The sequence below is a fragment of the Costertonia aggregata genome, assembly GCF_013402795.1.
In the GTDB taxonomy this organism is placed as follows: Bacteria; Bacteroidota; Bacteroidia; order Flavobacteriales; family Flavobacteriaceae; genus Costertonia; species Costertonia aggregata.
The window spans coordinates 2,564,330-2,579,201 of sequence record NZ_CP058595.1; the positions used below are offsets into that span (position 1 = coordinate 2,564,330).

Genomic DNA, 14,872 nt, shown 5'->3' on the forward strand with positions numbered 1-14,872 from the left:
TTACCAATTTTGCGAAAGCGTCATATGAAAATGAATATACTGCAAAAAGCATCCTTTATCGGGATGCTTTTTTTATCTTTAAATCCGATAAATAAGCTATAGATGAAAATCAGTATAGGTATACTTTCTTTTGCACTTTTAATAAGTTGCGCTACAAAAAAAGCAGATCAGTCCACTTTAATCAATCCAAAGAATAATCCCGAAGGTGTCAAGGGTAGTATTGTTGAAGGAATTGATATACAGAACAATAGTTCAGTTATCGATAAATTCTCAGATGCCGATAAAATTGAAAAAATCATGATTTTTCTGGCTTCGGACGAGCTGCAAGGCAGGGATTCCGGTAGTGAGGGCATAGCCAAAGCTGCTGATTTCATTGAAGGTATATTCGAGTCCAATCATGTTGTCCCATATTTTTCCTCTTTTAAAGATACCTTATCGAATTTTGATAAAACCGCATATAATGTTGTTGGATTTGTTGAAGGAAACGATAAAAATCTAAAAAATGAGTTTATCGTAATCGGAGCGCATTACGATCATATTGGTATTTTGAATCCGGAGGGTGGGGATCAAATTGCGAACGGTGCCAATGATAATGCTTCTGGTACAACCACGGTATTGGAATTGGCCCGATACTTTGGAAATTCAAAAACCAATAAACGAAGCCTTATTTTTGCATTATTTAGTGCGGAGGAAAAAGGCTTGTTGGGTTCCAAACATCTAGCAAATAAGTTAAAGGAAAGAGAATTGAGCCTGTATGCCATGTTGAATTTTGAAATGGTAGGTGTGCCGTTGGCGGATAAGGATTATTTAATGTACGTGACCGGTTACGAAGCATCTAACTTGGCAAAAATCAGTAATACATATATCAATGAAAAACTGATCGGATTTTTACCTACGGCCAAGAAATTCAATCTTTTTCAACGTTCGGACAATTATCCATTTCATCTAGAGTTTAACGTACCATCGCAGACTTTTTGCACATTTGATTTCACCAATTTTGACCATTATCACAAAGTGAGTGATGAAAACGAACTAATGGATTTTGAGCACATGGCCGAGGTAGTCAATAAGATGATTCCGGTTTTGGAAGGGATTTCCAATACTGCGACCCAAGAAATAAAATACAACTAATGGCCAACATAATCATTACTGGATCTAGTAGGGGCATAGGTTTTGAAATGGCAAAGTTGTTTGCCGACGATGGGCATCAGGTTTTGGCGCTCTCAAGAAATGACAAACCTATCTCAGCATTGAATCACCAAAACATAGCTTCATTTCCTTTTGATATTTCCAATCCGTCCGATTTGCAAAAACTAAAAAACTACTTGGATAACCATTGGAAAACGGTAGATGTTTTAATAAATAATGCTGGTAAATTATTGAACAAGCCTTTTTTGGAAAGTAGTTTAGAAGAATTTGAAGAAGTCTACAGGGTAAATGTGTTCGGGGTCGCTGCCATAACCAAAACTGTTTTGCCCAAGATGTCAAAAAAAGCGCATGTGGTCACCGTTAGCTCTATGGGTGGCGTACAGGGCAGTATGAAGTTTCCGGGACTTTCCGCCTACAGTTCCAGCAAAGGTGCAGTCATCACTTTGACAGAGCTTTGGGCAGAAGAATTTAAGGAAACCGGGGTATCTTTTAATGTTTTGGCACTTGGAGCCGTACAGACCGAAATGTTGGAAGAAGCGTTCCCCGGTTATCAGGCACCGACCACAGCTTTGGAAATGGCGGAATATATAAAGCATTTTGCTTTGACGGGACACAAAATGTACAACGGTAAATTATTACAGGTTAGCAATAGCACACCGTAATACGCACTAATCGTGATACATCAAAGGGTCAACCCAAAAATTGTTTAAGTAGTTTAAGTTACATTTTTGAAATCGTATCCCTCGGTGTTACTGATTATTGTAGCCACCCTTCCTAGAAGCACGCCATAAATGACCTTAGAGCTAACGTCGGCAATAGTATAGGTCATTTGCCTTCCAACAACACCTGATTCATTAAATAATGCTCCTTCTAGACCTAATAGATGCGGCATTAGATATGCACCGGGATATAAGAACCAAGAAACTAAAAATAGAACCCATATTTGGCTTAGTATTTTTTGTGCTTTTGTGGGTATACCTTCTTTACCTTCATCAATCACTTTTTTCATCAGCCATAGAATATGAATAAAAAATACTGTTGAAATAGCTCCCCAAATAAAGAACTTGGGCATATCACTTACTTCGTAAAATTGTCCAATATAACCTGTTATTATCATCATTGTTCCTGAGAACCAAAATTGATTTCTTATGGAAGTGAAGCTGGATTTTTTCAGCGATACAACAAACAATATTTGAAAAAGAAGCATAGGTACATCAATAAGCCAATTAAGATACCTATATCCATTATTGAATAAATCGCCATCGGTTTTAAGAAAATAACGTCCTACTTCGGTGTTGAATTCGAAAGAGGTTGTCCAATTACCGGCCTGTGCATAAAGCAATAAAAAGGCCGATACCATTACAACTCCAGAAAGTATGTTTGACATTCTATACTTAGGCGATACTGTTTTCAAAGTCAAAATAAAATACAGAAGACCGGCCAACATAACTGCGTATCCCAAGGTTAGAATATGTGAAACCATTTGGAAAGCCATTTCAGAGTATCCATCCGTGGCACCAATAAAATTTTCGAAGTTTGCGTTTAACGATTTATCCATTATTTTTTGTTTAAAATTATTGAGGATGACAAACGTTATTTGGTTTTATTGATTAAAAAATTATCCCGATAGGTAAATATAAATTTTGAAATGACTTAAACTAAATGGTTGATTCGATTCATACCGAATACGTAAATACGCATGTATACCAACATTTACAAGGCCTTTGATGCCAAAAACTGTTGGCTGTAATAATATTCAGTGTCATTTATAGTATTTTTAGCGAATGGATAATGTGCTTCAAAAATATCTTCCAGAAAGGGCGTTGGACTTGTGTTTGGAACTCATCAAACAAAACAATGTGCACCTAAAGATCGTAAATGAACGAGTGACTCGGCACGGTGATTACAGGCGCATGCCCAACGGGTCCCATCAAATTACGGTGAACGCTTCATTGAACAAGTATAGGTTTCTCATAACGTTGGTTCACGAAATCGCACATTTGGTCGCTTTCGAAAAATATGGGAGGCGAATAAAGCCACATGGGTCGGAATGGAAAAAAACATTTCAATATTTGATGTTGCCTTTCTTACGTCCAGAGATATTTCCGTCTAAGCTTTTACCTCTTTTGGCAAAGCATTTTAGAAACCCAAAGGCCAGCAGCAGTACCGATGCCAATTTATCCATAGCTTTACAAAAGTTTGATGTTCTTGAAAATGATAAGATATATGTCTTTGAATTGCCCCACGGTAGTATTTTCAAGATTTATAACGGTAAATATTTTAGAAAAGGAAACAAAAAGATAAAGCGGTACGAATGTATAGAGATCGCTACGGGAAAGGTATACTTATTTCAGCCCAATGCACAGGTAGAATTGATAAAAGACTAATATGAACAAAAATTATTATGCGGTATTGATGGCCGGTGGTGTAGGATCACGATTTTGGCCCATTAGTACAAGTGAGTACCCAAAACAGTTTCACGATATGCTGGGTACAGGTGATACGCTGATCCAAAAGACTTTTCAAAGGCTCAACAGATTCATACCCACCGAAAATATTCTTATCCTTACCAATGAGCGCTACAACGATTTGGTGTTGGAACAGCTGCCCAAGGTAAAACAAGAACAAGTGGTTCTGGAGCCTGCGATGCGCAATACGGCCCCCTGTATTTTGTATGCAGCACTGAAAATCCAAAAAATGAACCCAGATGGTGTGATGATAGTGGCGCCGAGCGACCACTGGATAGAGAACGAAGCCGCCTTTGCCAAAGATGTAACGACTTGTTTTGAGAAGTGTTCGGGTGAAGAGGTGCTCTGTACCTTGGGCATAAAGCCCACGTTTCCCAACACGGGCTTTGGCTATATTGAATTTGATAAAAAGAGTACGAAAGAGCTCAAAAAAGTAGCCCAGTTTAGGGAAAAACCAGATTATGAAGTTGCCAAGGAATTTTTGTCGCAAGGTAATTTCCTCTGGAATGCGGGTATTTTTATGTGGAGCGTAAAGACCATCGTAAATGCCTTTAAAAATTATCAGTCTGAGCAATACCAACTGTTTGAGTCGGGCATGTCGTGTTACAATACGAACGATGAAAGAACGTTCATTCAGGAAAACTATCCAAAGGCCGAAAATATATCGATAGATTATGCCATTTTAGAGCGATCAAGGTCAATCTTTGTACTACCTGCCACTTTTGACTGGAACGATTTGGGCACTTGGGGTTCCTTATACGATAAATTGGAGAAGGATAACGACAACAATGCGGTGGTTAACGGTAAGGTTTTGGTAGATAATGCCAATGGAAACATGATTCGTTCTCCCAAAGGGAAAGTCGTTGTGGTCGATGGCTTAAAAGATTATATTATTATTGACAAAGAAGAAGTACTTTTGATTTGTCCAAAATCAAAGGAGCAGGACATTAAAAAAATCCTTTCAAAGGTAAAGGATAAATTTGGAGATCAATACGCATAATTTATGAGCGAAAATTTAGGTCAGGACAATATTACCCCAACGGATAATACTGAAAAAGGTGGAGAAGATGTAAAAAAAGATTTTAAAGGACTTTTAGGGAGTACCCGAAAATTTCTTTCGGACCTTTTGGATATCAGGAACAATACCGATCAAGAGGCCACAAAAGAATCTATCATAGCCGATATCCCTTTCAAGGGCCATACTTCATGGATTTTGATATGTTCCATCTTTATAGCCTCTATAGGTCTAAATGCCAATTCTACTGCGGTTGTTATCGGAGCGATGCTTATCTCTCCGTTAATGGGCCCTATTTTGGGAATAGGCATGTCCATAGCCATCAATGATATTGACACGCTAAAGAGGTCGTTGAAGAATTTTGCGGTCATGGTGGTGCTAAGTGTGCTAACGGCTTTTCTCTTTTTCAAGTTTTTTCCGTTGCGCGACGAGTCTTCCGAACTATTGGCACGTACGGCACCGGATATACGCGACGTATTGATCGCTTTTTTTGGTGGTTTGGCGCTGGTGATCGCCCGAGCTAAAAAAGGTACGATTGCCAGTGTAATTTTTGGTGTGGCCATTGCAACGGCTTTAATGCCACCGTTGTGTACCGTAGGGTTTGGTTTGGCCATATCCAATTGGCAGTATGCCTATGGTGCCCTATATCTTTTTACCATTAACACTATTTTCATTGCACTGGCGACATTTTTGGTACTTAAGCTGCTCCGTTTTCCTATGGTACGGTATGCCAATTCAAAACGGCGACGTTTGGTAGCGAGAATGGCATCGCTTTTGGCCATTTTGGTAATGGTGCCTGCTAGTTTAACGTTTTGGGATGCCTTGCAGGAATCTCTTTTTAGACGTGAGGCCAACGAGTTTATCGATGAGAACGTTGTCCCATATCAATTTGCAGGTGAAGGCAGGTTTTTAGAGGATTTTACCGATTTGGAATATAACAAAGGGGAAAACCCGGTAATAGAACTGGTCTTTATGGGAAATGAAACGATTCCCGATAACATAATCGCTACGTGGAACAACAAAAAAAACGATAAGGATAGATATAAGAGACTCGTAAATGCAGATCTTCAAGTAATACAAGGGTCAAAAAACAGCGAAGGGGATCAACTCAAATATGTGAATGAGCTTTACGAGTCACAAAAAGGTCTTTTGTCTACCCGCGAGGAAAAAATAAAATTATTGGAATCCGAACTGTCACGTATTCAAAAATTGACCTCATATCAAATACCATTTCATGAAATAAGTGCCGAGGCCAAATCAAATTACGAGAACCTATCTAAAATTGGATATTCCTATTTGATATCAACAGATTTCAACAAAACCGATACCGTTCCCATATTTGAGGTAACCTGGAAAAAAGACGCTAAAAGGGTCGAAACGGTAAAGGATATAAAAAAATTGAACGAGTGGTTAAAACTGCGCCTCAAAAACACTAATATAAAAGTAAAAGAAGTACCCCGGGATTAATTACGTTCCTCAATATACATTTGCCGTACCTTTTTAAACAGCTCTGATGAGTATACGAAATCGGTAACGGCTTTGTTGTCGGTCTTAAAGATTTCCTTGTTCGAGCCTTCCCACTCTTTTAGACCGTTTTTAAGAAAGATGATTTTTTTTCCGATTTCCATCACAGAGTTCATGTCATGGGTGTTGATGACCGTGGTAATATCGTATTCTTCGGTAATCTCTTGTATGAGGTTATCAATGAGTATAGCTGTTTTGGGGTCCAGTCCGGAGTTGGGCTCATCGCAAAATAAATATTTGGGATTCATGACGATGGCACGTGCTATGGCCACTCTTTTTTGCATACCGCCCGAAATTTCGGAAGGGTATTTATGGTGGGCGTCTATCAAATTTACCCGTTTTAGTACAAAATCGATTCGATCTTGCATTTCGGATTTGGATTGTTTTGTGAACATTTCCAAGGGGAACCTAACATTGCCCTCGACCGTCATACTATCAAATAGTGCGCTGCCTTGAAAAACCATTCCCATTTCCTGTCTCAAGTTGCGTTTTTCGTCACCGGTCAATTCTGAGTATAATTTTCCGTCATAGGCGATTGAGCCTTGTTCCGGGGTAAACAAACCTAAAAGAGTCTTAAGAAAAACTGTTTTTCCCGAACCACTTTGTCCAATAATCAAATTGGTTTTGCCCTTTTCAAATCTCGCCGTTATACCTTTTAGAATATGGGCCTCACCAAAAGATTTGTGTATGTTCTCTACCGCTATCATTAGCCTAATAAAAGTTGGGTTAAAATTCCGTTAAGTACTATGATTACGATACTGGTCCATACGAAAGATGTGGTACTGGCCTTGCCTACTTCCAAGGCACCGCCCTTCATGTAAAAACCATGAAACGAAGGTACCGTTGCCAAAACTAGGGCGAAGACCAATGTTTTGATGAATGAGTAGGTAATATGATAGGGAATAAAATCAAGTTGCAGTCCCTCAACAAAATCTGCCGAAGTGCTCAAGCCCCCCAAAACCGTAGCGGCCCAACCTCCAAAAATGCCAACATACATTGAAATGGCTATGATGAACGGATATAGCAAAAGAGCGATAATTTTAGGAAACACCAAATAGTTCAAAGCGTTGACGCCCATTACCTCAAGTGCATCAATTTGTTCGGTAACGCGCATGGTACCAATGCTTGAAGTAATATACGACCCGACCTTTCCTGCCATGATAATAGAACAAAACGTTGGGGCGAATTCCAAAATTATGGATTGTCTTGTCGCAAATCCGATAAGGCTTTTGGGGAGTAGGTCATTAGTTAGGTTCAACGCTGTTTGAATTGCGACTACCCCTCCGATAAAAAACGAGATAAAAATAAGTATACCCAAAGAACCAAAGATAAGTTCGTCAATTTCTTTAAGAATCAATGACTTCATGATTCTCCATTTTGTAGGCTTCTTAAAGACCTCTTTGATCATTAATGCGTAGCTGCCAATTGACGCTAGGTAGTTCATGCGATAAAAATAGACTTCTTGGCGTAAAAATAACAATATTAGGTGTCTTTTAACCTTCATTTAAAATTTAGCGGGTTTATTTAATTAATTTTGTTTTTTTAAAATTATAGCAATGATAAACAGAAAAGCATTTCAACTTTTTACCACATTACTATTGGTTTTCTCTTTGGTTACCGTAAATGCACAACGAAAAAGAAAAAAACAAGAAGAAAGTATACCTGAAATACAGTTAATGGCCAAGCCAAAACTGGTTGTGGGGATTGTAGTAGATCAAATGCGATATGATTATCTTACTAGGTTTTGGAACCATTATGGCACCGGGGGCTTTAAAAGACTCATAAGTGAAGGCTATAACTGTAAAAACAACCACTTTAATTACGCGCCGACAAGTACCGGTCCGGGACATGCTTCGGTATATACGGGAACAACCCCTGCAATACATGGCATTATTGGCAATAATTGGTATGATAAAGAGCAAGATAAAAGTGTGTACTGTGCAGGTGACAGTGGTTATCAATCGGTCGGTACTGAATCAGATGCCGGTCAAATGTCTCCGCATAGGATGAACGTTACCACAATAACCGACGAACTTAGATTGCACAACCAAATGAGGGGAAAAACTATTGCCATAGCTTTAAAAGATAGGGGAGCGGTGCTTCCGGGAGGGCATACGGCCAACGGTGCGTATTGGCTTCATGGTGGCGATGAAGGTAAATGGATAAGTAGTACGTATTATATGGGTAAACTCCCCAAATGGGTAGATGATTTCAATGCATCTGGCATAATACAATCGTATAAGAAACCATGGGTAACAATCAAGGATATAAATACGTATGTAGAAAGTGGATCGGACAACAACCTGTTCGAGGGGGTGTTTGAAACCGAAACGACACCTACCTTTCCTCATAATACCCCAAATTTGCTGAGTAAAACCTCGGATTTTGATATCATTAAGTATACCCCGTACGGGAACAGTTTAACGGCCGATTTTGCGATAGCCGCCCTTGAAGGGGAAAGCCTAGGTAAAGACAGTATTACCGATTTTCTTGCAGTTAGTTTTTCAAGTACGGATTATGTGGGACATAAGTTTGGTGTAAACTCTAAAGAGATTCAAGATACCTATATTCGTTTGGATATGGATTTGGAACGACTTTTAAATACGTTGGACCAACATGTAGGAGCAGGTGAGTATACCGTTTTTCTCTCCGCGGACCATGGCGCCATTGAGGTACCCGCATATCTGAAAAGTTTAAAAATACCTTCGGGATATCTTACCTCTGACGATTTAAAAACAAAATTCAATGATTTTTTAAACTTTACTTTTGGTACGGCCGATGTGGTTAAAAACTTTTCGAACAGTCAATTCTTCTTGGACCACAAGATCATTAAAAACTTGGATATTGATTTAGAGGAGGCCCAAGATAAAATTGCAGCGGAATTGTTGAATTATGACGATGTTGAAAAAGTTTACACGGCTCATCAAATGTGGAAAAACAATTATACCAACGGTATTCCCTACATCCTTCAAAACGGATTCAACCAAAAACGATCTGGAGATATTCTCATTACGACCAAACCTGGATACATCAACTACGCAAAAACAGGCTCTACCCATGGATCGCCGCAAATTTACGATACCCATGTACCTTTATTGTTTTTTGGCAAGGGTATAAAAAAGGGAAGTACGACGAAAAGAACTGAAATCCCCGATATTGCGCCAACCATTGCCTCGTTATTGGGTGTGTCTTTTCCCAATGGAACAACAGGTTCTGTAATTTCAGAAGTTTTAGAGTAGTTTTCTTTTAATTGAGGACCAACGCAGTTTTCGAATAAAATCACCTTCTTTTTGGGAAACCAAGAATGGGGCGTTTTCTTTTTTTGCCTCAAAAAAACCGTACATATTATCAAAAAAAGCGGCTTTCTTTTTTTGTTTCCAGGCCATTTTTAAAGATGCTATCAGGGTAATCAAAAACCCATAGCGCATAGTGTACATAGCTTTGCCCTGTAAAAGTTTGGCTTTTGCATTATAGGCATTTCCCGTAGGTCTTAAATGTTTTACTTTTAGGGAGTCGTCGGTAAAAATGTGATATCCATGGTACTGTGCCAATAACTCGTCCACCGTGTCCCAGCCCATAGCACTTTTGAGTCCGCCGATAGCTTTGAAACATTTTTTTGAGTATGCTTTAAAAGCACCGCGTACATGTTCTTTGTTCATGGGGTGGTTTAGCACCCATGCATTGTCTTTGTTTTGTTCATAGGCAAAGCCACCCGCAATGCCTATTTCGGGATTGCCCTTGAATGCGAAAGCGACTTTTTCAAAATAATCTTCCGGTAGAATGATATCCGCATCCAATTTAACCAAGAAATCGTACTTGGCATCTAACTGTTCTAGACCTTTATTAAAGGCATTGATTACTTTGCTACCCGGCATGTGCTCGGAAGACGACACTATGTTCAGTTTTTCAAATAGTGGTTTTTTTTCTACATACAGGTCTATAATGCCCTCTGTGGCATCAGTGGAATTATCGTTGACAACGATGGTTTTTTGTGGTTTTAAGGTTTGCTTTAGAATAGAATCAAGCGTTTTCTTCAGAAAAAGCTCTTCATTGTGTGCAGGTATAATGATGTAATATCTCACTACTTTTTTCTTTCGGCATAAACTATATAATATCTGGGCGTAAAACTTCGTAAAATAGGACGTATCCCTATTTTTTTGACTGGGTTAGTCCATTTTAAGCTGTCTTTTATTACCCATCCAGTCTTATCCAACAGCCAATCAAATTGCCAATCTTCAAATTCATGGTAATGCCTGTCCCACGGGTCTGTTTTACTCTTATAAGCAGGCGAAAACCATAATCTCAAAGGTATGCTGGCGACCAGCTTGTCAGATTTGATTTCGCTTAAAATATTGAAAGGAGCCAATAAATGTTCAAAAATCTCAAATGCCGTTACTACTTGGCTTTTAGAATTTTGGACCGAAGAAAAATCAATATCCAAATCTTCACCTTTGGTATTTTCTACCACATAACCCTGTGTTTTCATTATTTTGGAAAACGGATTTTCAACTCCAAGGTCCAAAATGGTTTCGTTGGTATTTATATGCTTTTTGAGAAAAGATAAGGTGTTTTGAAAACGTTTGTTCGGATAGGTCTTCTCGTACATGTAAAGAGTGTCAAACTTTATAAATGATGGCATTTATGTTCATTCCTGCGCCAACACTTGCAAAGATAACAACATCTCCCTTTTGTATTTCTTGATTTTTTATTTTTCCGTGCCGCACCATGTCAAACAGTGTTGGTATGGTCGCAACAGAGCTGTTTCCCAATTTTCCTATATTCATGGGCATAATATTTTCCGGCATTGGCCTATCGTGTAATTTATAAAAACGCTTTACTATGGCTTCGTCCATTTTTTCGTTGGCTTGATGAATGAATATTTTCTTGATTTCATCAATTTTGACCCCACTTTTATCCAAACAATCTTTCATAGCCTGTGGAACATGGGTTACCGCAAACTCATAAATTTTACGGCCATACATTTTAATGTATTTTGTGCCTTTAGCAGATGGTTTATACGATTTGCCATAAAATAGAAAATAGGCTTCTTCATAGGTGTAGGTAGCACTGGCATGGGCCAAAACTTGCCCGTTATCACTTTTTTCCTCGATAATTGTAGCTCCTGCACCATCGGAATATATCATGGAGTCCCTGTCATAAGGGTCTACTACCCTAGAAAGTGTTTCTGCACCAATGACCAAGCATTTTTTGGCCATGCCACTTTTTATAAAAGCATTGGCTTGAATAACGCCTTCAATCCATCCTGGGCAACCGAACAACATATCGTACGCCACACATTTGGGATTTTTAATGCGCAAATGGTGCTTAACCCTAGTAGCCAAACTGGGTAGCATATCGCTTTGGGATTGCCCATGGGTGATATCTCCGAAATTATGTGCAAAAATAATATAATCCAGTTCCTCTTTGTCAATACCCGCATCGGCAATGGCCTTTTCCGATGCTAAAAAAGCAATATCGGATGTGTTCAGGTTTTTTTCCGCATATCGCCTTTCATATATTCCTGTTATCGCCTTAAATTTTTCAATGATGACCGGATTGTTCTGTGAAAATGGGCTGCCATCGGCGTTTAAAAATTCGTGGTCTTCAAAATCTTTGTTCTGTACGGTCAACGAAGGTATATAGCTTCCTGTTCCTGTAATGCCTATGCTCATGGTTAAAACTATGGTTAGTATGGCTAAAATAAGATAGCAAATCGATAATCTTATGCGTGCATAATATTCATTACGATGTTCACAAGTGTTTTCTACTAAGTCTCGAAATAAAAAAAGCCTTTTTTTTGTTTGAAAAAGGCTTTTAGATACTATGTATATTGATGTTATTCTACTTCGGCATATTCTTCAATGGGCGCACAAGTACATATCAAATTACGATCGCCATAGGCATCATCTACCCTTCTAACCGACGGCCAGAATTTATTGTCAGAAACATAAGACAATGGAAAGGCAGCCTTTTGCCTGCTGTAGGGAAACTCCCAAGTATCGCTGGTTACCATCTCCAAGGTATGTGGTGAGTTTTTCAATACATTGTCATAATCTTCTGCACTGGCAGTATCGATTTCTTCTCGAATTGATATCATGGCATCACAAAAACGGTCCAACTCTGCCAGGCCTTCACTTTCGGTAGGCTCAATCATCATGGTGCCCGCTACCGGGAACGATACCGTAGGAGCGTGAAAACCATAATCCATCAAACGTTTGGCTATATCGGTCACCTCGATGCCATGGGCTTTGAAAGGTCTGCAATCAATTATCATTTCATGCGCCGCCCTTCCCTTCTCACCAGTATATAAAACCTCATATTGACCTTCGAGCCTATGTTTGATGTAATTGGCGTTGAGGATCGCAATTTCTGTAGAACGGGTCAGTCCCCTCTCACCGAGCATTTTTATATAACCATATGAAATGAGACAGGCTAAAGAACTCCCCCAAGGGGCAGCGGAAATAGCCGTTATCGCTTTCTCCCCACCTGTTTTTATCAGTGGATTGCTCGGTAGGAAGGGGACCAGTTGCGGTGCGACACAAATTGGTCCTACCCCGGGTCCACCACCGCCGTGGGGAATTGCAAAAGTCTTGTGTAGGTTTAGATGGCACACATCCGCACCAATGGCAGCCGGATTGGTCAGGCCAACTTGGGCATTCATATTGGCACCATCCATATATACTTGTCCACCATTATCGTGTATCAATTTTGTAATATATTTGATAGATGACTCAAATACGCCATGTGTTGATGGATAAGTAACCATTAAAGCAGCTAAATTATCCGAATGTATCGCAACTTTTTCCTCTAGGTCTATTACGTCAATATTACCTTTTTCATCGGTTTTGGTCACCACTACTCTCATCCCGGCCATGACTGCGGAGGCCGGATTCGTACCATGGGCCGACGCCGGTATTATACATATGTTTCTATTGGTGTCGCCACGGGATTCGTGATAGGCCCTAATGACCATTAAACCTGCATATTCACCTTGGGCACCTGAATTTGGTTGTAACGATGTACCTGCAAAACCAGTGATGATGTTCAAATCTTTTGCCAATTCTTTCAGCATCAATTGATAGCCTTCCGCTTGGTCAACAGGAACGAATGGGTGAATGTTTCCCCAGTTAACAGAACTCAGGGGAAGCATTTCGCTTGCTGCGTTCAATTTCATGGTACAGCTGCCCAATGAAATCATGGAATGGTTGAGTGCTAGATCTTTTCGTTCCAATTTTTTGATGTAACGCATCAATTGGGTTTCCGAATGGTATGAATTAAAGACTTGATTTTGTAGAAATGGTGTATTTCTCTGAACAGATGCCGGGATGGCATGTACTTTATCCGCTTCGGCATAAAAACCTTCATCAATGGTCTTTGTATTCAAAATTTTGAATACGTTGACAATGGCAACAATATCTTTGAACGATGTTGCTTCGTTAATCGAGATGGAAATGGTCTTATCATCAATATAGTTAAAATTGATACCTTCTTTTTCAGCGGCGTTGTGTACTTTGTCAACATCGTCAACGGAGACTTTTATGGTGTCAAAAAAGGCCGAATTTAGTTGTTGTATACTTATGTTTTTGAGGGCTTCGCTGAGTATTTTGGTTTTATTATGAACTTTGCGCGCAATATATTTTAATCCTTCCGGACCATGATACACGGCATACATTCCCGCCATTACGGCAAGTAAAACTTGGGCAGTGCAAATATTGGAAGTCGCCTTATCCCTTTTAATGTGTTGCTCCCTGGTCTGTAGTGCCATACGCATGGCAGGTTTGCCATCAGTATCTTTGGTAACACCGATAATACGACCGGGTATGTTTCGTTTATACTCTTCTTTGGTCGCAAAAAAGGCCGCATGTGGCCCACCGTATCCTAAGGGAATTCCAAAACGTTGTGTTGTGCCTACGACCACGTCTACGCCCATTTCCCCTGGAGGTGTCAGCATGACCAAACTTAAAATATCGGCAGCAACTGCGACTTTTATATTATTTTCTTTGGCTTTGGATACAAAATCAGCGTAATCATGTACTTGTCCATATTTACCGGGGTATTGTAAAATAGCACCATAAAAATCATCACCAAATTCAAATGTTTCGTGATTTCCCACAACCAGTTGAATGCCCAAAGGTGTAGAACGTGTTTTCAAGAGCGACAAAGTTTGTGGCAATATTTCTTCCGACACAAAAAACTTTAGAACATTGTTCTTCTTTTGTTCGCGGCTCCTTACATCAAACAGCATGGTCATGGCCTCGGCAGCGGCCGTACTTTCATCCAAAAGAGAAGCGTTGGCCAACTCCATTCCGGTCAAATCGGTCACCACGGTTTGGAAATTCAATAGCGCTTCTAATCTGCCTTGTGCGATTTCTGCTTGATATGGCGTGTAAGCGGTATACCACCCCGGGTTCTCAAGGATGTTTCTTTTGATTACCGATGGTGTAATGCTTTCATGGTAACCCAGCCCTATGTACGAGCGGTATACTTTGTTTTTTTCGGAGAGCTCTTGTATATGGTTCAAAAACTCATGTTCGCTCATGGGGTCATCCAAATGTAGTGTTTCCTTAAGCCGAATATCATCTGGAATGGTCTCGAATATGAGCTGTTCCATAGTATCTACTTCAACCGTTTTTAACATGTGTTTGAGGTCTTCTTCCCTAATGCCGATATGGCGCGATGCGAACACGTCAGTTTTCATAAATATGAAATTGAAATT

At 39.6% G+C, this 14,872-nt stretch carries 13 protein-coding genes; 6 read left to right on the plus strand and 7 right to left on the minus strand.

All coding sequences use genetic code 11. From position 1 onward, the window contains the following. Positions 1-102: 102 nt before the first annotated feature. Both HYG79_RS11700 and HYG79_RS11705 read left to right on the plus strand, forming a co-directional pair. Positions 103-1,131 carry a M28 family metallopeptidase gene (locus HYG79_RS11700; protein WP_179242266.1) on the plus strand — a complete coding sequence of 343 codons (1,029 nt, stop codon included), beginning with the start codon at positions 103-105 and terminating at the stop codon, positions 1,129-1,131. After that, positions 1,131-1,811: an SDR family NAD(P)-dependent oxidoreductase gene (locus HYG79_RS11705; protein ID WP_179242267.1), complete on the plus strand. Its 681-nt coding sequence runs from the start codon at positions 1,131-1,133 to the stop codon at positions 1,809-1,811. Before HYG79_RS11700 ends, HYG79_RS11705 begins: the two co-directional genes overlap by 1 nt. Positions 1,812-1,864: 53 nt before the next feature. Here the strand turns inward: HYG79_RS11705 and HYG79_RS11710 are convergent, their stop codons facing one another. Then, positions 1,865-2,707 (minus strand): bacteriorhodopsin, encoded by an 843-nt coding sequence (locus tag HYG79_RS11710; protein WP_179242268.1) that lies wholly within the window; start codon positions 2,705-2,707, stop codon positions 1,865-1,867. 226 nt (positions 2,708-2,933) lie between these two features. Between HYG79_RS11710 and HYG79_RS11715 the strand changes: the two genes are divergently transcribed. The 3 genes from HYG79_RS11715 to HYG79_RS11725 are packed head-to-tail and all read left to right on the plus strand — an operon-like array spanning position 2,934 to position 6,099. Continuing rightward, the gene (locus HYG79_RS11715) at positions 2,934-3,536 is read left to right on the plus strand and encodes a SprT-like domain-containing protein (RefSeq protein WP_179242269.1); all 603 of its coding nucleotides are present in this window, start codon (positions 2,934-2,936) and stop codon (positions 3,534-3,536) included. Position 3,537: 1 nt separating this feature from the next. Beyond that, positions 3,538-4,617 carry a mannose-1-phosphate guanylyltransferase gene (locus HYG79_RS11720; protein WP_179242270.1) on the plus strand — a complete coding sequence of 360 codons (1,080 nt, stop codon included), beginning with the start codon at positions 3,538-3,540 and terminating at the stop codon, positions 4,615-4,617. A gap of 3 nt (positions 4,618-4,620) precedes the next feature. Then, on the plus strand, positions 4,621-6,099 hold the full coding sequence (locus tag HYG79_RS11725; RefSeq protein ID WP_179242271.1) for a DUF389 domain-containing protein: 1,479 nt from the start codon (positions 4,621-4,623) through the stop codon (positions 6,097-6,099). On the opposite strand, the gene HYG79_RS11730 is transcribed toward HYG79_RS11725, so the two are convergent. Together HYG79_RS11730 and HYG79_RS11735 are read right to left on the minus strand one after the other, a co-directional pair. Next, positions 6,096-6,863 (minus strand): ABC transporter ATP-binding protein, encoded by a 768-nt coding sequence (locus tag HYG79_RS11730; RefSeq protein WP_179242272.1) that lies wholly within the window; start codon positions 6,861-6,863, stop codon positions 6,096-6,098. The two genes, HYG79_RS11725 and HYG79_RS11730, sit on opposite strands and share 4 nt — an antisense overlap. Beyond that, positions 6,863-7,600: an MlaE family ABC transporter permease gene (locus tag HYG79_RS11735; protein ID WP_179242273.1), complete on the minus strand. Its 738-nt coding sequence runs from the start codon at positions 7,598-7,600 to the stop codon at positions 6,863-6,865. Before HYG79_RS11735 ends, HYG79_RS11730 begins: the two co-directional genes overlap by 1 nt. Positions 7,601-7,712: 112 nt before the next feature. On the opposite strand from HYG79_RS11735, the gene pafA reads away from it, so the two are divergent. Continuing rightward, complete coding sequence (pafA, locus tag HYG79_RS11740; protein ID WP_179242274.1) at positions 7,713-9,395, plus strand: alkaline phosphatase PafA; 1,683 nt, start codon at positions 7,713-7,715, stop codon at positions 9,393-9,395. On the opposite strand, the gene HYG79_RS11745 is transcribed toward pafA, so the two are convergent. From HYG79_RS11745 to gcvP, 4 genes are all read right to left on the minus strand, one after another. Further along, a complete protein-coding gene (locus tag HYG79_RS11745) occupies positions 9,387-10,238 on the minus strand; it encodes a glycosyltransferase (protein WP_179242275.1) in 852 nt (283 codons plus the stop codon). The two genes, pafA and HYG79_RS11745, sit on opposite strands and share 9 nt — an antisense overlap. Continuing rightward, complete coding sequence (locus HYG79_RS11750; RefSeq protein WP_179242276.1) at positions 10,238-10,762, minus strand: methyltransferase; 525 nt, start codon at positions 10,760-10,762, stop codon at positions 10,238-10,240. Before HYG79_RS11750 ends, HYG79_RS11745 begins: the two co-directional genes overlap by 1 nt. Positions 10,763-10,772: 10 nt before the next feature. After that, positions 10,773-11,828 (minus strand): 3-oxoacyl-ACP synthase III family protein, encoded by a 1,056-nt coding sequence (locus tag HYG79_RS11755; RefSeq protein WP_179242277.1) that lies wholly within the window; start codon positions 11,826-11,828, stop codon positions 10,773-10,775. A 164-nt stretch (positions 11,829-11,992) separates the two neighbouring features. After that, entirely contained in the window at positions 11,993-14,854 is a 2,862-nt protein-coding gene (gene gcvP, locus HYG79_RS11760) for an aminomethyl-transferring glycine dehydrogenase (RefSeq protein ID WP_179242278.1), read from the minus strand. Between the last annotated feature and the right edge of the window lie 18 nt (positions 14,855-14,872).